Origin of the sequence: Chryseobacterium taiwanense, assembly GCF_000813825.1 — a bacterium.
In the GTDB taxonomy this organism is placed as follows: domain Bacteria; phylum Bacteroidota; class Bacteroidia; order Flavobacteriales; family Weeksellaceae; genus Chryseobacterium; species Chryseobacterium taiwanense.
This window is the reverse complement of record NZ_JWTA01000008.1, coordinates 162,140-182,298: the sequence shown is the minus strand read 5'-3', so window position 1 is coordinate 182,298 and position 20,159 is coordinate 162,140. Positions and strand designations below refer to the sequence as shown.

Annotated in this window: 13 protein-coding genes; 3 read left to right on the top strand and 10 right to left on the bottom strand. The window is 36.9% G+C overall.

Features of this window, described 5'->3' with window-relative positions:
* The 10 genes from RM51_RS11415 to RM51_RS11370 form a co-directional block, all read right to left on the bottom strand.
* The gene (locus RM51_RS11415; protein ID WP_052248483.1) at nucleotides 1-2,877 is read right to left on the bottom strand and encodes a TonB-dependent receptor; all 2,877 of its coding nucleotides are present in this window, start codon (nucleotides 2,875-2,877) and stop codon (nucleotides 1-3) included.
* A 137-nt stretch (nucleotides 2,878-3,014) separates the two neighbouring features.
* Nucleotides 3,015-4,688, bottom strand: coding sequence for an NADPH-dependent assimilatory sulfite reductase hemoprotein subunit (locus RM51_RS11410; RefSeq protein ID WP_039369262.1), 1,674 nt, complete (start codon nucleotides 4,686-4,688; stop codon nucleotides 3,015-3,017).
* Between the two features lie 29 nt (nucleotides 4,689-4,717).
* Nucleotides 4,718-6,430, bottom strand: coding sequence for a diflavin oxidoreductase (locus tag RM51_RS11405; protein ID WP_039369259.1), 1,713 nt, complete (start codon nucleotides 6,428-6,430; stop codon nucleotides 4,718-4,720).
* Entirely contained in the window at nucleotides 6,420-7,265 is an 846-nt protein-coding gene (cobA, locus tag RM51_RS11400; RefSeq protein WP_039369257.1) for a uroporphyrinogen-III C-methyltransferase, read from the bottom strand. Before cobA ends, RM51_RS11405 begins: the two co-directional genes overlap by 11 nt.
* A 21-nt stretch (nucleotides 7,266-7,286) precedes the next feature.
* Nucleotides 7,287-8,198: a cysteine synthase A gene (cysK, locus tag RM51_RS11395; RefSeq protein WP_039369255.1), complete on the bottom strand. Its 912-nt coding sequence runs from the start codon at nucleotides 8,196-8,198 to the stop codon at nucleotides 7,287-7,289.
* A gap of 33 nt (nucleotides 8,199-8,231) precedes the next feature.
* On the bottom strand, nucleotides 8,232-9,062 hold the full coding sequence (gene epsC / locus RM51_RS11390) for a serine O-acetyltransferase EpsC (RefSeq protein WP_039369253.1): 831 nt from the start codon (nucleotides 9,060-9,062) through the stop codon (nucleotides 8,232-8,234).
* A 3-nt stretch (nucleotides 9,063-9,065) separates the two neighbouring features.
* Nucleotides 9,066-10,304, bottom strand: coding sequence for a sulfate adenylyltransferase subunit 1 (locus tag RM51_RS11385; RefSeq protein WP_039369249.1), 1,239 nt, complete (start codon nucleotides 10,302-10,304; stop codon nucleotides 9,066-9,068).
* Nucleotides 10,305-10,389: 85 nt separating this feature from the next.
* Nucleotides 10,390-11,292 carry a sulfate adenylyltransferase subunit CysD gene (cysD, locus tag RM51_RS11380; protein WP_039369246.1) on the bottom strand — a complete coding sequence of 301 codons (903 nt, stop codon included), beginning with the start codon at nucleotides 11,290-11,292 and terminating at the stop codon, nucleotides 10,390-10,392.
* 12 nt (nucleotides 11,293-11,304) lie between these two features.
* Nucleotides 11,305-12,018, bottom strand: coding sequence for a phosphoadenylyl-sulfate reductase (locus RM51_RS11375; protein WP_052248482.1), 714 nt, complete (start codon nucleotides 12,016-12,018; stop codon nucleotides 11,305-11,307).
* Between the two features lie 83 nt (nucleotides 12,019-12,101).
* Entirely contained in the window at nucleotides 12,102-12,518 is a 417-nt protein-coding gene (locus RM51_RS11370) for an RrF2 family transcriptional regulator (RefSeq protein WP_081999165.1), read from the bottom strand.
* Between the two features lie 353 nt (nucleotides 12,519-12,871).
* Between RM51_RS11370 and RM51_RS11365 the strand changes: the two genes are divergently transcribed.
* Genes RM51_RS11365 through RM51_RS11355 form a run of 3 tightly spaced genes read left to right on the top strand, consistent with a single transcriptional unit; the run spans nucleotide 12,872 to nucleotide 20,033 of the window.
* The gene (locus RM51_RS11365) at nucleotides 12,872-14,275 is read left to right on the top strand and encodes a glycoside hydrolase family 28 protein (protein ID WP_039369243.1); all 1,404 of its coding nucleotides are present in this window, start codon (nucleotides 12,872-12,874) and stop codon (nucleotides 14,273-14,275) included.
* Nucleotide 14,276: 1 nt separating this feature from the next.
* Nucleotides 14,277-17,888 (top strand): DUF4450 domain-containing protein, encoded by a 3,612-nt coding sequence (locus RM51_RS11360; protein ID WP_039369240.1) that lies wholly within the window; start codon nucleotides 14,277-14,279, stop codon nucleotides 17,886-17,888.
* A 9-nt stretch (nucleotides 17,889-17,897) separates the two neighbouring features.
* On the top strand, nucleotides 17,898-20,033 hold the full coding sequence (locus RM51_RS11355; RefSeq protein ID WP_039369236.1) for a hypothetical protein: 2,136 nt from the start codon (nucleotides 17,898-17,900) through the stop codon (nucleotides 20,031-20,033).
* Nucleotides 20,034-20,159: the final 126 nt, after the last annotated feature.

The following is a 20,159-nucleotide window of genomic DNA, read 5'->3' as shown; positions in this document are numbered from 1 at the left end:
TTACAGTTTTAAATCATAGGTAAACGCCAGATAATATAATCCTCCAATTTCAGGACCTGCCGCATATTGAAAGTAGCGACGATTCAGCAGATTGGTTGCCCCTGCTTTTATCTGGACTTTAATTTCAGGAATTCTCCAGGTTGCCTGTGCATCGATGGTATAATAGGCAGGAACTTCCCCTGAAGCCAACGGACTTTCCCACAAAAATCTATCCTGCCATCTTGCAACAACCGTAAACCCAATATTTTTGAAGATTTCCCTGTTGCCTACACTTACATTTATCGTCCATTTAGGAGTATTGAAAGCGGTAATAAACAGATCTGATCTATTGGAAGTTAAAAGGTCATTATAAGAAACATTGGCATTCACATTATAATTTTTAACAAGGTTATAACGGATTCCCAACGAAGTTCCATAACTTTTATACGTACTGTTGCTGTTGGTGTATACTCTGTATCTGTCTTGTTTGGTACGATCAAGCATATCAAGAACGGCTTGATCTGTTCCTACTGTTCCATTTTTAGGAACCGATACTTCTACCTGCCCCAAAAAACCTTCATAAATGTTGTAATAAAAATCCCAATCTAAGACTAACCTGCTGTTAAAAAACACTGATTTATAGCCTACTTCAAAGGAATTGATCTTTTCAGTCTGTAATTTTTGCAAATTAGCGACCACCAAAAGATTTCTATTGCTCAAAGCTGCCTGATTTTGAGTTGCTCCACCATCTACTGCTGCATTCACCGCAGAAGTGAACTGATCGAGAGAAGCAAGAGTATAAGAATTTTCTAAATATCCTAATCCTTCGTTCACTTTTGCCAAACCTCCTACTCTTCTCACATTTCCGTTATTTACAAAAGAAAGCGCTTCGAATAATGATGGAAAACGATACCCGTTTTGAAATGATGCTCTGAAATTGTGCTGATTCACCGGAGAATAGACCACACTTATCCTAGGATTGAATTTAGCCTCAAATTCAGGATTTTGGTCAACTCGCAATGCCACGTTCACTTTCAATTTATCTTCAAAAAACAACTTGGTAATTTGTGCAAAAACTCCGTATTTCTGGTAAGTCACATCGTTACCAAATGTCCCGTCTGATAAAGGAATATTTCTTTCACTTACTGGTCTGTCAAAATCCACAAAGTTATTTCCATCCGGAGTAATGCTGTACAAACGGTAATCAACTCCTGCCAAAAGACTGAATACTTTTACCAGTCTGCTAAAATCATAAGTAAGCTCTCCTTGATAAAAACGGGATTTTTGTTCCAACTTTGCTCCTCCTGTTGCCGGAGCTCCTACAACGCCTCCGTTTGCTGAATCCCAGTTGTTAATGCCAATAATGGTATTTTTTAACTGTTCAAAAGCAGCGGTACCGGGAACAACTCTGTTTTTATCGGCTTCCTGTCTTGCTAAAATAAAAGCATCATTCAGATTAACTCCTGCATTCAGACTGTTTTGCAAAGCGGTCTGAAATAGGTTACGCCAGTTTGCATTGGAAAGATTGGAAAGATCCAGATTATCAGCCAAAGGTTTAAGATTGTAAGAGTCTCCTGTATTTTCAATAGAAACATAGGCTCTGAAAGTCAATTCTTTTCCGGTAAGCTCTACTTTATGGTTCTGAACGGTCGCATTTTGCAATCTGATTTTATTTCCTCTCTGGAAAGTTCCATCCAACAATCCATATCTGTATACATAAGAAGTTCTCCACTGATCTCCGAATCGATAGTATAGTCCTGCATCAAATTTGATGTTCTTCACTTCCGGATTTACTAAGTCTTTTTCAAGATACCCTGTTCTTGCTACATTAAACGTGGTAGACTTCCCGTTATAGTTTACTTTTACAGCAACCCGGTTGTTTCTTTCATCTCCATATTTATTCCACAAATCTTCTGCAGGATTATTGGAGAGTGAGAAATTAGGATTAGCAGTAATTAATGAATTGGGATTTTGATCGGTTTGGTTATCTGAAATCCAGTCGACCCCATTGAAATAGGATGCATTGATCTTTACAGCCAGATTTTTATTGAAAGCTTTAGCAAATCTTATGGCACTTTCTCCCAAAGGAGCCGTCTGGTGATTCATATTATCGACATGGTTTACTCCGCCACGAAAATACACGCTCAATCCTTCTGATGTAAAAGGATCTTTTGTCTGAAGGCTCGCCAATCCGTTGATCGCATTCATCCCATACAATGCAGAAGCCGCACCGGGAGTTACTTCCATAGATTGAATATCGAGTTCTGTCGGACCTATAGCATTTCCTAGGGGAACTCCCAATGTTGCCGACTGCACATCTACTCCGTCTACCAATTGCATAAAACGGAAGTTATTGGGTGAATTAAATCCTCTGGAATTAGGAACTTTTAAAGTAAGACTCGAGGTTAAAAGCTGTAATCCTTTTACATTTTCCAAGGTTTCGTAGAATGAAGAAGCCGGACTTTCCCGAATGGCTTTAATATCTATTTTTTCAATAGCAATGGGTGATCTCAGTACTTTTTCAGGAACTCTTGAGGCAGAGATTACCACTTCATTGATAATCGTATTCTGAGGGTTTAATTCTATCGCAATTTTATTAGATAAAGAAAGGATTTCTACGGTCTGGCTTGCAAAACCCTCTTTGTTGATCACAATTCTGAAAGGGATTTTAACTCTTGTTCTCAGGTTAAAATGCCCTTCCTGATCCGTTAGTGCAGAATCTTCTGTATTTTCCACTTTTATTTTTGCTCCTGCAAGTCCTTTATGGGTATCAACATGAGTAATGGTTCCGCTGACTTCTATAAGTTGTTGCTGTGCCTGTAAGAGGGTAAAGAATAAAAATGTAAATAATAAGATGCTAGTTTTGAGAGTAAGGTTATTGGGTTTGTTCTTTTTCATTAATGATTATTTTTAGGTTAATAGGAATGTGGATGCGATATTTATTACTAAACAGCACATACACATTCGAATCCCTAAAAACTGATGATAGAGTTGCCTGAATTTCTTCTGACGGTAATACTTATTGTTCATTATATTTATTTTATGGTTTGCAGATAACGATAGGAAAAGTCACCAAAGGTTTCTTCGGTTTCCTTTTCCTTTACATAAATTCCAAAAAGTTCATCCAACGTAGCTAGAATTTCACTTTCACCTATATTTTCTTTGAATTTTGTGTTAAGGCGTAATCCCAATCGATCACCTCCAATATGAAGATTGTATTTACCATACGCAGTCCCTACAAAACCGATTTCCGCATTGGGAGATCTCCCGCAACCGTTTGGACATCCCGTCATACGAATGGTAATATCGTCCTGTAAAAGACCATATTTCTCTAAAACAGGTTCTATTTTTGTGACCAAAGAAGGTAAATAACGTTGTGCTTCTGCCAAAGCCAGCGAACAGGTATTTAACGCGACACAAGCCACAGAATTTTTACGCAAAGCACTCGCGTTGTCAGTCGCATCGGAAATTCCGAAGGCTTTCAAAAGGCTTTCAATATGTTCTTTATCTTCTTCCTGAATATCTGCAAGCAGAAGGTTTTGATTACAGGTAAAACGGAAGTTCACTTTTCCGGTTTCAGCAATTTTTAACAACCCTGATTTCAGTGGATATTCTTCTATATCCAACACTCTTCCATGCTCAACAAATACGGTATAAAACCATTTTCCTTCATGATTTTGTACCCAACCGTAACGGTCTTTTCTCTGTTCAAACTTAAATTCTTTAGCCGCTTCAAAAGCAAAGCCTGTTCTTTTTTCTACTTCTTTTCTATATGAATCGATTCCGAGTTTATCGATGGTATATTTAAGTCTGGAGAGTTTTCTGTCGCTTCTGTTTCCGAAATCACGTTGTACCGTTATAATTTCATAGACCGCTTTTAGTGCTTTTTCTTCCGTATCTACAAATCCCAACAGGGAAGCAAGACGCGGATAGGTGGCTTCATTTCCGTGAGTAGCTCCCAAACCTCCTCCTGCAGCAATATTATATCCGATCACTTTATTGTTTTCGATAATCGCGATTAATGCAATATCATTAATGAATACATCAACATCATTATTCGGCGGAATGGCGATTCCTATTTTCAATTTTCTGGGTAAATACCGATCCTGATATAAGGGATCTTCCTCCGCTTTTCGGTCTATCAGCAATTCATCATCAATCCAGATGTCATAATAGGCTTTGGTTTTTGGCAGACACATTTCACTTATTTTACCCGCCAGTTCATAGACTTCCTGATGCAATGGTGATTCGGATGGATTTGAGGTACAGGTCACATTTCTGTTAACATCTCCACAAGCTGCGATCGAATCCAGATGTTGCAGATTAAACTCTTGAATAGTTGGTCTTAAATGAGATTTCAGAATCCCATGCAATTGTATGGTTTGTCTGGTCGTAATTTTTATGGTTCCCGTAGAATGTTCTTTTGCGACTTCATTCAGCCCTATCCATTGCTCAGAAGTTAAAAAACCTCCCGGAAGCCTTAATCTGATCATATAGGAATACAGCCATTCCAGTTTTTTAGCCACACGTTCTTCTCTTCGGTCTCTGTCATCCTGCTGATACATTCCGTGAAACTTAATCAGTGTTTGATCGTCTTCTCGTATGGCTCCGGTGAAATCATCCGAGAGGCTCTCCTTCAAAGTTCCTCTAAGACCATTACTTCCGGTTTTAATTCTTTCTACCGGTGAAAGGTTATCTTTATTGTTCATTGTTTGTTTTACTTTTTATTCAGAATACATTAATACACGTCTTTGGCATACCGCCCGTTGAGTTCCATTTCTTCAAGATAAATACGCGCTTCGTCTTTGTTGCGTTTTCCCTGGTCCTGAATAATATTCAAAAGGGTTTCTTCAACATCTTTACTCATAGGATCTTTGGTTCCGCATACATAGAGAGAGGCTCCAGCTTCCAGCCAATTAAATATTTCATTTCCTTTCTTCCTGATTTTATCCTGAACATATACTTTTTGAGCGGTGTCCCTAGAAAATGCCATATCTAAATTATTAAGTGTTCCTGTTTTCATAAAATCAAGAATTTCAGATTGGTAAAGAAAATCAGAAATAAAATTCCGGTCTCCGAAAAACAGCCAATTTCTTCCTTCGCCTCCTACCGCATCTCTTTCCCATAAAAAAGATCTGAAAGGGGCAATGCCTGTTCCGGGACCAATCATAATAATGTCTTTATCTGATTGAGGAAGTTTAAAATGTTTAGCTTCCTGAATATAAAATTCAACAGCATCTCCCTCGTTAAATTCACTTAAAAATCCGCTACATAATCCGTTTTGCTTTTTATCATCAATAAGGTATTCCGATTTGGCAACCGTAATATGAATTTCAGTATTTCCATGGGCTTCAGGAGAAGAAGAAATAGAATATAAACGCGGCGCTTGATAGGTTAAAATGTTAATAACTTCTTCAAATTGAACTGCATTTTTTACAGGGTATATTTTAAGCAGATCCAGAAGGCTTAAACGAACTTCGGGAATCTGGTGTCCTGTAATATCAGCATATTGAGCTACCGTTGTTTTTAAAAGATAACTGATATTTAGATGCTTATACAAAAGCTCATCTACACTGGCAGTAATTTTCGTGGTTTCAATCTGTTTTTCAGCATTAATACCCGTCAATTGAATGATTTCTTCCACTACAGATCTAGGATTATAAGGCAATACACCTAAAGCATCTCCCGGACTGTACATAATCGGCTCCTCCGTTTCTATTTCAATATGGTACGTTTCTTTTTCTGAAGTAATATCGTTAAGGTTAATCACTGCCGAAATTTGTCCCTGATATTTTTTTCTACCCGTAGATTTTTTCGGAATAGAAAGTGTTGATTGACTTTTTACTGAAGTTTTTGTGAGAACTTCATAGATATGCTCAATCCAATGACGAGCTTCATCCTCATAATCAATATCGCATCTTTTCAATGGAATAATTCGCTCGGCGCCCAAGATTTCAAAACGGAAATCAATCTCTTCCCCGGTTTTGCAAAATTGAGGATAGCTACTATCTCCCAAAGCCAGAACTCCGAATTTCAACTGATTAAGCACCAATTCATTTTCATGAATGTAATCATAAAATTTCTTAGCCAGAATAGGTGGTTCTCCTTCTCCTTGTGTACTGATCACTACAAAGAAAAATTCTTCTTTTACAAGGTCTTTAGGTTTATATTGGGAAAGGTCTGCCAGTTTCACCTGAATTCCTTTTTTCTTGATGATTCCGGCAAGTTCTGTTGCCAGTTTTTTACTGTTTCCCGTTTCTGTACCGTAGGCAAGTGTTATTTTCTTTACGGAAGTTTCGCTTTCCGGATTGGTCTGTTGCAAGGAATGTTGAATGACTCCACTGGTTGCTCCTGCAAGTCCCGCCAAATAACCGCTTGCCCAGATGGTTTCATCTCTTGAAAACTCTCCGGATATTTGCTTGAGAATATTAAATTTAGTTTCAGACAGCATATTGAAAAAAGTTTTGTGTGGCTGGAACAAGACTTCCATTCACCACCGATTTAAAATAAAGACCTTCATGCTCTGCATTTTCCAGCCAGGAAAATTCTTCATGCAGATTAACTACTTTTCCGATTACCACCAATGATGGGGAAGCAAAGTTTTTATCTGCAAAATTTGTTTTGAAATCATCAAAAGAGGAAGTGTACACTTTTTGATAAGGCGTAGTTGCCTGTTCAATAATGGCAATTTTTTTCTCTCTTGAAACATTAAGCTCAACAAACTTTTCTACAAGATTTGAGAGGTTTCCTTTGGACATATAAAATACAAGTGTATCATTCGTTACAGCCAGCTCTTTCCAATAGTTCTCATCCAGAATTTCAGATTTATAATAAGTAAGAAACCTTACGGAGGTAGCGTAGTTTCTTGCCGTCAAAGGCATTCCTGCATAAGCAGCAGCACCTAACGCAGCTGTAATTCCGGGGATGATCTCATAGGAAATTTTGTTTTCTTTTAAGGTTTGCAATTCATCCAGAATATTCGAAAAAATAGAAACATCTCCTCCTTTCAGTCGTACTACCTTTTTATTCTGAAAGGCATAGTTAACCATCAGTTTATTAATAAGAGATTGAGGAGTAGACGCATTTTTACTGCATTCTTTTCCTACATATATAATTTCTGCATTTTTATCTGCATAATGCTCTAAAATTTCCGGGCTCACCAAACGATCGGACAGGATAATATCTGCTGCTGCAATCGCTTTAACTGCTTTCATCGTGATCAAATCAGGGTCGCCGGGTCCTGCACCAATAAGGTAAACCTTTGGTGTTTTAATAGTCGTTTTCATTGTAAATAGGGATATTAGAGGTTAGAAGAGTCCTTCAACGGACAGATATCTCTCTCCTGTATCGTAATTAATTGTTAATATTTTTGAACTTTTCGGTATTTCCGGAAGCTGTTTAGCTACTGCTGCTAAAGCCGCACCTGTAGAGATCCCAACAAAAAGTCCTTCTTTTTTCCCTGCATCTATCGCATACTGAAAAGCTTCATCTTTTCCGATCTTGATGATTCCATCCAATACGGTAGTATCTAATATAGAAGGAACAAATCCTGCTCCTAATCCCTGCAATGGATGTGGTGCCGGTTCTCCTCCACTTAAAACAGGAGACAACTCAGGTTCTACTGCAATTACTTTAATATCAGGATATTTTTGTTTCAGTGCTTTTGCAATTCCTGTAATATGTCCTCCTGTTCCTACACCGGTAATTACATAATCTAATCCATCAGGAAAGTCATTCAGAATTTCCTGCGCCGTGGTTTCGGTATGAACTTTTACATTGGCAGGATTATCAAACTGTCTCGGAATCCAAGAATTAGGGGTTTCTGCTGAAAGTTCATTCGCTTTTTCAATAGCTCCTTTCATTCCTTTTTCTCTAGGAGTCAACACAAATTCTGCTCCGTATGCTTCCATAATTTTACGGCGTTCCACACTCATACTTTCGGGCATGACCAAAATAAGCTTGTAACCTTTCACTGCGGCTACCAAAGAAAGTCCTATTCCTGTGTTTCCACTTGTAGGCTCTATGATTATGCTTTCTTTATTCAGCAATCCTTTTTCTTCTGCATCTTCAATCATTGCCAATGCAATTCTGTCTTTAATACTTCCTCCCGGGTTACTTTTTTCAAGTTTAATCCAGATTTCATGTTCAGGACTGAACAGCTTATTAATTTTTACGATGGGCGTATTCCCAATTGTTTCTAGTGTGTTTTGGAACTTCATACCGTTTCAATTTTATATTGTCTTTTATTTTTTTTATATAACAAAGGTTAAGGATTCCGGCAACGAGCTATTATCCTTTATTTTTATTTCACTTTTATGGTAGACCAGAGAATGAGAAGGAACATCTTGTGTAATCCATACATTTCCTCCAATAATACTTTCTCTGCCAATGGTTGTATCTCCTCCTAAAATGGTAGCTCCGGAATAGATAATGACATGGTCTTCAATATTCGGATGTCTTTTTTGGTTGGCTTTTTCTTTGGAAACATGCAAAGCACCGAGGGTTACTCCCTGATAAATTTTTACATGATTGCCAATTACAGTCGTTTCTCCTATCACGATTCCCGTTCCGTGATCGATAAAGAAATGCTCTCCTATCTCTGCTCCGGGATGAATATCTATTCCTGTTTTGCTGTGTGTATATTCAGAAATAATACGCGGCAGTATTTTTATTCTCTGATTCCACAGTTGATGGGAAATCCGGTATCCATACGTTGCAAAAAAACCGGGATAGGAAAGAAGAATTTCTTCTAATGATTCTGTAGCCGGATCAAACTCTAAAATAGCTTCTGCATCTACAGTCAGCATCTCATAAAGTCTGGGCAAAGCTTCAGAAAACTGATCAACATGCTTTTCAGAAAGCGTTTTATCTTCAATGATGCTATTGATCAGATTTAAAAGAATCTTGCGGAGTCTTGTAAAGTCTTTTTCTAACTGCTCCTGAGTATTTACAGACTGTGGAAGAAAAAGTACTTTATAGAGCTCTTCAACAAAAATTTCTGCTTCATTTTTATCAAAGAATCCTAAAGAATTTTGTTGTTTCTTTTTGAAAACTTTTTCAATAAAGTCATCTGATTTTTCCATTACTTATTGAATTATGCATGCCGCAACCGTTGAGTTTGAGGTTTCATCGACCAGAATAGCCGATCCCGTTCTCTTATTATTGATAAAACTATCGAAAACCAGAGGTTGAGCCGTTCTAAGCGTTACTTTTACAATCTCATTAAGCTTTATATCTCCTTCAGCTTTTTCCTTTACGAGAGTGTTGACATTAATCTTGTAATCAATCTCCTTCACTACCGCTTTCAATACTCTGCTGTGATGCTGCAATACGTATTTGTTACCCGCTTGCAGTGATTTTTGATCGAGCCAACACAATAGAACTTCTACATCTTTTTCAACAAAAGGAAGTTCTTCGGCTGTGACAAAAAAATCACCTCTGCTGATATCTACATCATCTGTAACATGCAATACCACAGGTTGCCCTTCCACAGCAAAATCATTTTCAATTCCATTAATTTCGATTTTAGAGATTTCTGTAGTAATCCCTGCCGGAAGAATGTGAATCTGGTCTCCTTTTCTGAATTGTCCGCTTAATACTTTTCCTGCATATCCACGATAATCGTGCAATTCCTCAGTTTGTGGACGAATAACATACTGAACCTGAAAACGACTTCCACTTGCAAATTCTTCATTCAACTCAACATTTTCCAAATATTCTAACAGTGAACTTCCTTGATACCAATCTGTTTTTGAGGACAATGAGACAATATTATCTCCTTTCAGAGCAGATATAGGGAAATAGCTCACATTATTTAATCCTAAATTTTCGGCAATGGTTGAGTATTCTTCTTTTATGGCTTCGTAAACTTCTTCTGAATAATCAACCATATCCATTTTATTGATTGCAACCACCACTTTTTTCAGTTTAAGCAGTGATGCAATAATAGAATGTCTTCTGGTTTGCTCAATAACTCCTTTACGGGCATCAATAAGAATCACCATCAAATCTGAATTAGAGGCTCCCGTAATCATATTTCTCGTGTACTGAACGTGTCCCGGAGCATCTGCAATGATGAATTTTCTTTTAGACGTTGAAAAATACCGGTAAGCAACATCTATTGTAATTCCCTGTTCTCTTTCCGCACGTAAACCGTCGGTCAAAAGAGCAAGATCAACTCCGTCTTCATTTTTATTTTTTGAATGTTTTTCCAGAACCTCCAACTGATCCTGCAAAATGCTTTTGCTATCGTAAAGCAGTCTTCCGATAAGGGTACTTTTCCCGTCATCTACACTTCCTGCTGTTATAAATCTTAAAATATCCATATGTAATTCATTAATGATGAGTAATAGGTAATGAGTAATTTGCTCTACATAGAATTATTGCCCATTACTAATTGCTGATTATTGATTAAAAATAGCCTCCTTTTTTACGGTCTTCCATCGCGGCTTCGGTGACTCTATCATCGATTCTCGTTTCTCCTCTTTCCGAAATTCTGGTCGCGACTATTTCTTCAATCACTCCATCAATAGTAATCGCCTCAGATTCCACCGCTGCAGTGCAGGTCATATCTCCCACGGTACGATAACGGATCTTTTTTGTGGTGATAATATCATCAGATTCCAAAGTTGCATATTGAGAATGGGCGATCCATTGTCCGTTAAGATCTATCACCTCTCTTTCATGAGAGAAGTAGATAGAAGGAAGCTCTATTTCTTCTCTTTGGATATAGCTCCAGATATCAAGTTCTGTCCAGTTGCTGATAGGAAACACTCTCACATTTTCCCCTTTATGAATTTTCCCGTTGAAAATATTCCACAATTCAGGACGTTGAAGTTTAGGATCCCATTGCCCGAATTCATCTCTCACCGAAAATATTCTTTCTTTAGCTCTAGCTTTTTCCTCATCCCTTCTCGCCCCTCCAATACAGGCATCAAATTCAAATTCTTCAATGGTATCTAATAAGGTAAAAGTCTGCAACCAGTTTCTGCTCGGAAATTTACCTTTAGGCTCTGTTAATTTTCGGCTTCTAATCGTATCTTCCACTTTACGAACCACCAAATCCACCTCTATTTGGCTGACCAGCTTATCTCGAAATTCCAAAACTTCAGGAAAATTATGTCCCGTATCTATATGGACAAAAGTGAAAGGAATTTTTCCGTAACGAAATGCTTTCGAAGCCAAATGAGCCAAAACAATACTGTCTTTTCCTCCGCTAAACAGTAATGCAGGTCGTTCAAATTGTCCTGCTACTTCCCTTAATATGTAAATAGACTCAGATTCTAATTGATCTAAATAATTTAATGTTGACATTTTTGTTTGTTTTTATTGATGAATATGTAAACCGCATTCTTTTTTATTGGCATCTTCCCACCACCATCGGCCAGCTCTGAAATCTTCTCCTTCCTGAATTGCTCTCGTACAAGGTGCACATCCAATACTTGCAAAACCTTTTTTATGCAGGTAATTATAAGGAAGCTGATTTTTTTGAACATAATCTGTAACCTCTTGTGTCGTCCAGTGAAGAATTGGATGGTATTTGATAATTTGATTATCGTGATCCCATTCCAGTTGAGGCATATGTTGTCTGTTTAAAGAATGCTCCGATCTTAATCCCGTGATCCAGACTTTATAACCTTTGAGTGCTTTTTTTAAAGGATGAACTTTACGGACATTACAGCACTCTTTTCTTTTCTCTACCGATTGATAGAATGAATCCGGTCCATTTTCTGTTACAAATTGTTGCAGCTCTTCAGCATCCGGATAATAAGCTTTGATATTCTTTTTAAAAAATGCTTTTGTAGCTGCCCAAGTTTCATAGGTCTGTTCAAAAAGCCTTCCTGTATCCAGTGTAAAAATCTGAATATCTAAATCTTTTATCAAATGGGTCACCACCTGATCTTCATAACTGAAACTGGTAGAAAAGATCAGTTTCTGAGGAAATCTCTCCGCTAATAAACGGAGAAAACCCTCTTGAGAAACCGTATCAGACGTTTCTTCAAGCAGCTCATCAAATTCTTTTTTCAGACTGTTTTCCATTGCATCTTGAAATTAATTGATGCAAATATATATATTAATTCTATAACTCCTATCAAATTAGTAGAATTTAAATCTAAAAAAATTTATTTCTTTTGCATGAAAGCCGTTAAAGTAGCCTCCATCATGCTTTTTCTGGTTTTTTCACGAACATTGATTAATTCATTCCTCAGATAACATGATGCTTCATCTACACAATCATCACAAGCTTCGTAAAAGTTTAAAGAAACACAGGGAGTAAGAGCAATAGGTCCGTCAAAAATACGGTAAAGATCAGCTAAAGAAACATCATCGGGAGATTTCAACAAATAATATCCACCGGCAGTTCCCTGTTTACTGTTCACCAATTTTGCTCTTTTTAATTCCAGCAGAATTTGCTCCAAAAATTTTTTAGGAATATTTTCGTCTTGCGCAATAACAGAGGTAGACAGAAAGCCCTGATTATAATTCTTGGCTAACCTTACCATCGCTTTTAAAGCATATTTGCAACGTTTGGACATCATAATAGATGCAAGTTATAATAATTTATTTGATTTATGAAATCAGAGGTTAGATTTAAGTAAAACCATCGATTGACTTTATTTCTATTTAAACTTAGAAATTTTTCAATCTAAAAATTTGATTTAAAACATGATAAAATCATAATTCTTATGTATTAATTTATAATTATCGTTCTTGATTTCATATAGTAATATTTTGTTTATCTTCGAAATTATGCAATCGATTACATAAAGTGAAAAATTTATTTTAATTATCCCGACAGTGCAGGATAATTTTTAATCACAATAATTTTAGATTGCGATATATAAAGAAATAATCAAAAAATTCTTTAAAAACTAAACAATTTCAAATCATTATGAAAAAATGTGCTTTACTCTTTCTGGCTTTACTACTATCAATACAGATTCCTGCCCAATATAAAGCGTGGACTTCATCAAAGCAGCCCTTACAGGAAATTAAAGCTCTGAAAAAACAAATTGTAAAGCCCAATTTCCGTCAACAGGACTATTTGATTACAGATTTTGGGGCTATTGGTGACGGAAAAACAAAAAATACGGAAGCTTTCAAAAAAGCCATTGAAAAATGTAATGCAGAAGGTGGTGGAAGGGTAATTGTTCCTAAAGGAGTATTCTTGACAGGTGCTATTTACTTAAAAAGCAACGTCAATTTACATTTAAGCGACGGTTCTACCATTTTATTCAGTCAGGACAGTAATGACTACCCTATTGTGTTTACAAGATGGGAAGGAATGGAATGTATGAATTATTCCTCTTTAATTTACGCTTACGAAGAAGAAAATATTGCAGTTACCGGAAAGGGAATCTTAGATGGAAATGCAGATAATGATAACTGGTGGTTCTGGTGCGGTGCAACAAAATATGGATACAACACCTCTCGCCCCGGAAGACAAAATCCTGCCCGTGCAAAACTTCACGAATATATGGCTGAGAGAAAACCGGCAAGAGAAAGAATTTTTGGAGACGGATATTACTTAAGACCAAATTTTGTTCAGCCTTACCGATGCAAAAATTTCTGGATGGCAGATGTTGAGGTAAAGAATTCTCCTATGTGGAATCTAAACCCTGTTCTTTGTGAAAATGTTTTGATCGAAAGAGTGAGAGTAATCAGTCACGGTCCTAATAATGACGGTTGCGATCCTGAAGCATGTAAAAATGTATGGATCAAAGACTGCTATTTCGACACAGGTGATGATTGTATTGCTATAAAATCAGGAAGAGATGAAGACGGAAGAGACATCGGAAGACCTGCCGAAAACCACATCATAGAAAACTGTGAAATGAAAGACGGACACGGCGGAGTGGTAATTGGAAGTGAAATTGCTGGAGGAGCAAAAAATATTTATGCGATAGGAAACGTGATGGACAGCGAAAACCTTGACAGAGCATTGAGAATTAAAACCAGTTCAAGCCGTGGAGGAATTATCGAAAACGTATTTTTCTATAATACGAAAGTTGGAGCTTACAAAGAAGCAGCCGTTCGTTTCAATATGCACTATGAAAAACCGGGAAATCATATTCCGACTATCAGAAATATCTGGGTAGAAAATCTTACCGTAGATAAAGGAGGAAAATATGCCGTATTTTCTGATGCTTACGAAACGTCTCCTGTCACAGATTTTACCATGATCAATGCTAAAATGAATGGAATTCAGATTCCTTATAAAGTAGATTACATGAAAAATGTAACTCTGAAAAAAGTAACTGTTAACGGGAAGCCATTAACCGAGCTAAAAGACTAAAATGCGAAGAAAAACCATTCTGGCCGGACTTATTGTTTTATCAACATTCTCACATTCTTATTCCCAATCGAAACATTGGCAGAATAAAGAACGTGAATTGCACTACAAGGAAGACAAAGGTGATTTTTTATTAGTAAATGGAAAATACCGTTTCAACCGTGCATTGTACGGTGATAGTCGTGCTTCACGTGTAGAAGCCGGAGATCTACCTGAATTTGCATTATATCTTCCCGGAATGGGTGGAAATCTGCAGTTTGTTATCCAAAAAGGAAATTCCATTAAAAAACTGATTAATGCAGAAAAAATTGAAACACGTTATCGTCCCGGTTCAATGCTTTATAGTATTAAAGATCCGATTCTTGGATTTGGAACTTTAAAACTGACCGTTTTAGCACAATCAAAAGAAGAAGGCCTGGTTCTAAAAATGGAAACCGAAAATATAGATTCTTCGACAAAAATTTACGCCATTTACGGTGGTGCAAGTGGTACAACTTTCAGCAGAAATGGAGACATTGGTGCAGATCCGGAATCTGGATTTTATCTGTTGCCTGAATATTGTTCGAATAATCAGTTTCAGGCATTAAAAAATCAGTTTCAATTGAATTATTTAAACAAGAAAAAAGAAGCTCAAATCGTTAATGGGAACTTTTCAAATGTTCCTTTTTTGCAGATGACCGATGCAAAAACATTGGAAAACCTTTCTACTTTTACTCAAAATAAAATAGATAAATCTCCGATTATTTACGCTTCCTATTCAGCACAACAGCAACCTGTTTATATTCAAATCTCTAAAGGAAAATCTAATAAAAGTTTTTCTGATGAAGACTTAAAAATGCTTTTTAATGAAGCTGAAAGATCACGATTAACATTAACCAATCAAGTTCAACTAAATACACCTGATGCAGAGTTAAATAACTTCGGAGCTAATCTGGCTGTTGCAGCCGATGGAATCTGGGAAAGCCCTACTTATCTTCACGGTGCTGTAGCATGGAGAATGCGTTTAAATGCGTGGCGTGGAGCTTATGTTGCAGACGTTCTCAGTTGGCACGATCGTGCAAAAGAACACTTTGAAAGTTATGCCAATTCACAGATTTTACAGCCCGATTTTGCTCCTGTAGAAATGGATACGAATCTTCATTTGGCTCGACATGCTGAGAAAATTGGGAACTCTGTATTTTCAAGCGGATATATTTCCAGAAATCCGAACGATAATACAAAACCGCATCATTATGATATGAATCTGGTGTTTTTTGACCAAATGTTTACGCATTTCAACTACACCGGAGATCTTGAATTTCTAAAGAAAATGTGGCCGACAATGGTTCGTCACATGGACTGGGAAAAAAGAAACTTCAAACGTGGTGATTTGTATGATGCCTATGCAGCCATTTGGGCAAGTGACGCATTACAATATTCGGGTGGAAAAGTTACCCATACTTCGGCCTATAATTACAGAGCCAACCGCGAAATGGCTAAACTGGCAAAAATTATAGGTGAAAATCCTCAACCTTATGAAAAAGAAGCAGAAAGTATTTTAAATGCGATGAAAGCCCAGCTTTGGATTAAAAACAAAGGACATTTCGCTGAATATAAAGACGCTTTGGGAAATCAAACCCTTCATGACATCCCCGGAATCTGGTCGATTTACCATGTTTCGGATGCCTATATTTTAAATGAATTTGAGGATTATCAAAATTTACAGTACATCAACAATCATATTCCGAAGATTCCTGTCACAGTGAAAGGTGCTGTAAACAAAGACTATTATACACTTTCTACCACCAATTGGCAGCCTTATGACTGGTCGATTAACAATGTTGCTTTGGCGGAAAACTTACAAACGGCTTTGGCGTATTGGCAATCGGGAAGAAATGAAGATGCTTACCAACTGTGGAAGGGAAACCTTGTCGAAAGCATGTATTATGGAATCAGTCCGGGAAATTTTGAGCAGCTATCTCATTACGATGCATTTCGTGGAGAATTGTACCGTGATTTTGCAGATCCGATCGGCGTTGCTGCAAGAACCTTAACGGAAGGACTTTTCGGAGTTTATCCTAAATTACTAGACAATACCATTGAAATAAAACCAGGCTTTCCAAAAGACTGGAATTTTGCAGCATTAAAACTTCCGGATTGGGAATTTAAATTTAACCGAAATTCAAAGAAAGCAGCATATTTTTTCAAATCAAATTATTCGAAACCGGTTGCTTTGGAAATGCAGATTCCGGTGAATCATTCTAATATAAAATCGGTAAAAGTAAACGGAAAGAAAGTAGAATGGCAAATAAAACCAAATTCTATTTTGCAACCTTTTGTACAATTTAAAACACCAGCTGGAAAAGAATTTAACATTGAAATCATTTATTCCGGAGAAGAATTGAAAAATGAGCAAACTGATTATATCAATTATATTTCCGAAAATCTTCAGTTGAATTTAGATTCAAAAAAGAAAATTAAACAAGTTTATGATCCTCAAGGATTAATTAAAAATTCCCCTCCTTTGGAGGGGTGGATTCGACCAAAGGGAGAAGACGGGGTGGTCAGTCCACAATTTGAATTAATTCAACAAGAAAGAAAAGGAACATTTTTCGTACAAGTTGAACAAAACGGAACCACTTGGTGGCAACCTGTGAATGTGGATATCCGTTTTCCTTTGGAAACAAAATGGGAAAATAAAAAACTTACCATTCAATCAAAATCAACAAATACCATCAATGGAAAACCGAGTATTAATGGTTTAAATAAACCTTTTTCAGTTCAAAAAAATCAAAATATTTCTATTGAAATTCCTGCAAACTATTTAACTAAAGGAACCAATTCTATTGAGCTTGAATACAACGGAATTAAACAAAATATTGAGATCACAGATTGGGAAATTGAAAATCAAGGCGATTTCAATATCGTTTCATTAGCTTCAACATACAATGAAAAAGTTACGGAAATTTTCAATCAGAAATACCTTTCACCCAGACTCAACGTCCCTACTCTACAGCTTCCATGGCAGGGAATAGGAAATTGGTGCTATCCATTGATTACCGCTCAAATCGACGACAACGGATTGATGAATAAAAGAAAAAACGGGAAGGTTGATTTCCTTGGAATACCTTTCCTTATTGATAATAAAGCAGATAAAAATATTGTCTTTACAAGTCAGTGGGATAATTATCCGAAATCAATTGAAATCCCTGTTTCAGGTAAAGGAAAGAAAATGTATTTCCTGATGACAGGTACTACCAATCCGATGCAGTCACAAATCATTAACGGAAAAATTACTGTTCAATATGTTGATGGCTCAACTTCAGAATTGAAACTGAAAAATCCGGTGAACTGGTGGCCGATTGAGCAGGATTTGTTTGATGATAATTTCGCTTTTGAAATTCCGGATGACAAAATTCCTTACAGAGTTCAACTGAAAACAGGGGAATTGTATAAAGGCGGAAGTTTGCGTCAATATTCAGGTATCAAAGGATTTTCGGACCGTGCTGTAGAAGGCGGAGCTGCAACCATTTTAGATTTGCCAATTGATCCAAACAAAGAATTAAAATCAATACAATTAACGGCAGTAAGCAACGATGTTGTTATCGGAATGATGAGTGCTACTGTTTTAAAATAAAAAAATAGAATGAAAAAATTAGTCATATACCTGAGCCTTTTTTGCATTGGATTTTCTCCTCTCAATGCTCAGAAAATCGACCGTAAAAAAGTCGTTCAGCGACATAATATTGTGAATGTAAAAGCAGATACTTTATCTTCTTTAACGGTTGGAAACGGAAAATTTGCATACACCGTTGACATTACCGGAATGCAGTCTTTCCCGGAATATTATAAGAATGGAGTTTCTCTGGGAACTCAGTCAGAATGGGGATGGAACAGTTTTCCAAATACTGAAGGTTATAAGTTTGAAGAAACTTTAAAACCCTACGATTTTAATAATGACGGACGGAAAGCACTGTATAGTGTTCAAATCAAGGAACCTGAACGCAACAAAAAAGCCGTTGAATATTTTCGTGTGAATCAGCATCGTCTGCAACTAGGAAACATAGGAATCGAGCTGTATAAAAAAGATGGCCAGAAAGCTAAAATTTCAGATTTACAGAACATCAACCAGAAAATTGATTTATGGACGGGAATTATTACGAGTGAATTTACTTTGGAAGGAACTCCTGTAAAAGTTTGGACGGCTTCTTTCCAAAATTCAGATAAAATTGGGGTAAAAATTGAATCTGATTTAATTTCTCAAAAAAGATTAAAAGTATTCGCTCACTACCCTTCTCCGACCGGACAATTTTTGGATGACGCAGCTTTTTACGGAAATGAAAATCAACATTCAACAAAAATTATCTCATCTAATGCAACACAAGGGTTGATTGAACATAAGTTACAAACTGCTGATTATTTTACTCAATTATATTTTACAGAGGGTAAATTAAGTGAAGCAGGAAAACACCATTTCGTTTACGAGCCATCTACAAAAAACAAAACGGTTGAATTAAGTGTTGAATTTTCAGCTAAAAATCAAAAAACTTCTAAAAGTTTGTTTGCAGATGCCGAAAAAGAAAGCACGTCCAACTGGAAAAGCTTCTGGGAAAGCGGTGCAGCCGTTGATTTTGAAGGAAGTACCGATAAGAGAGCCAACGAACTGGAGCGCAGAGTGGTACTTTCAGAATATTTAACCAAAGTTCAATGTGGAGGAAGCAATCCGCCACAAGAAACCGGATTAACATTCAACAGCTGGTATGGAAAACCACACACGGAAATGCATTGGTGGCACGGTGTTCACTACGCTTTGTGGGGAAGACCTGAAATTTTGGAAAAGCAATTGGATTATTATTTCAGATCGTTTGAAAAAGCAAAAAAATTAGCTGAAAGACAAGGTTATAAAGGAGTTCGTTGGATCAAAATGTCGGATAATGACGGAAACGAAAGTCCTTCTTCTGTTGCTGCATTTTTGATTTGGGAACAACCACATTTAATTTATATGACAGAGCTTTTATATCGAAATAACAAGGATAAAAAAGTGTTGGAAAAATACAAAGATCTGATTTTTGCAACAGCTGAATTTATGGCAGATTTCGCTACTTACGATAAAGAGAAAAACCGTTATAACCTAGGAAAAGGAGTCATTCCTGCACAAGAAGTTTTCCCTGCGAAAGATACCTACAATCCAACTTATGAAGTTGCGTATTGGGATTGGGCACTGAAAGTCGCTCAGCAATGGAAGGAAAGATTAGGAGAGAAAAGAGATAAAAAATGGGATGATGTCATTTCAAAACTGGCACCGCTTCCGGTTCAGGATAATGTGTATTTATCGACAGAATCAGCGAAAGATTCTTTCACATTCCCGAAATGGATGACTGATCACCCTTCTGTTTTGGGCGCTTTAGGAATGGTTCCTGAATCGTCAAAACTGGATAAGAAAATCATGAAAAACACCTTGGATATCGTCTGGGAAAGATGGAACTGGGAACATACATGGGGTTGGGATTTTCCGATGACTGCGATGACTGCCGCAAGATTAGGTCTTCCTAACAAAGCGCTGGATGCGCTTTTCATGAATATTCAAACGAATACGTATTTGAAAAACGGACACAATTATCAGGATGGTAGATTGAGAATTTATCTTCCTGGAAATGGCGGAGTGTTAACAACAGTTGCGATGATGTTAGAAGGTTGGGACAATTCTACGGGTGAATTCCCTGGTTTTCCAAAAGATGGTTCATGGAAAATAAAAGCCGAAGGTTTCAAAAAAATGCCTTAATTTTTTTCACATTCATATAGTTCAAAGTCTGTTCTGAAAAGGGCAGGCTTTTTTTATTAGAATTATTTGCACAACTTAAAGATTTTCCAGAATTTCCCTCCCTATTTGGTCGGAAAATTTCAGATA

Excerpts from the sequence above, each read along its gene's own strand:
- RM51_RS11415 (WP_052248483.1), bottom strand. The coding sequence starts at position 2,877 with ATGAAAAAGAACAAACCCAATAACCTTACTCTCAAAACTAGCATCTTA.
- RM51_RS11410 (WP_039369262.1), bottom strand. The coding sequence starts at position 4,688 with ATGAACAATAAAGATAACCTTTCACCGGTAGAAAGAATTAAAACCGGA.
- RM51_RS11405 (WP_039369259.1), bottom strand. The coding sequence starts at position 6,430 with ATGCTGTCTGAAACTAAATTTAATATTCTCAAGCAAATATCCGGAGAG.
- cobA (WP_039369257.1), bottom strand. The coding sequence starts at position 7,265 with ATGAAAACGACTATTAAAACACCAAAGGTTTACCTTATTGGTGCAGGA.
- cysK (WP_039369255.1), bottom strand. The coding sequence starts at position 8,198 with ATGAAGTTCCAAAACACACTAGAAACAATTGGGAATACGCCCATCGTA.
- epsC (WP_039369253.1), bottom strand. The coding sequence starts at position 9,062 with ATGGAAAAATCAGATGACTTTATTGAAAAAGTTTTCAAAAAGAAACAA.
- RM51_RS11385 (WP_039369249.1), bottom strand. The coding sequence starts at position 10,304 with ATGGATATTTTAAGATTTATAACAGCAGGAAGTGTAGATGACGGGAAA.
- cysD (WP_039369246.1), bottom strand. The coding sequence starts at position 11,292 with ATGTCAACATTAAATTATTTAGATCAATTAGAATCTGAGTCTATTTAC.
- RM51_RS11375 (WP_052248482.1), bottom strand. The coding sequence starts at position 12,018 with ATGGAAAACAGTCTGAAAAAAGAATTTGATGAGCTGCTTGAAGAAACG.
- RM51_RS11370 (WP_081999165.1), bottom strand. The coding sequence starts at position 12,518 with ATGATGTCCAAACGTTGCAAATATGCTTTAAAAGCGATGGTAAGGTTA.
- RM51_RS11365 (WP_039369243.1), top strand. The coding sequence starts at position 12,872 with ATGAAAAAATGTGCTTTACTCTTTCTGGCTTTACTACTATCAATACAG.
- RM51_RS11360 (WP_039369240.1), top strand. The coding sequence starts at position 14,277 with ATGCGAAGAAAAACCATTCTGGCCGGACTTATTGTTTTATCAACATTC.
- RM51_RS11355 (WP_039369236.1), top strand. The coding sequence starts at position 17,898 with ATGAAAAAATTAGTCATATACCTGAGCCTTTTTTGCATTGGATTTTCT.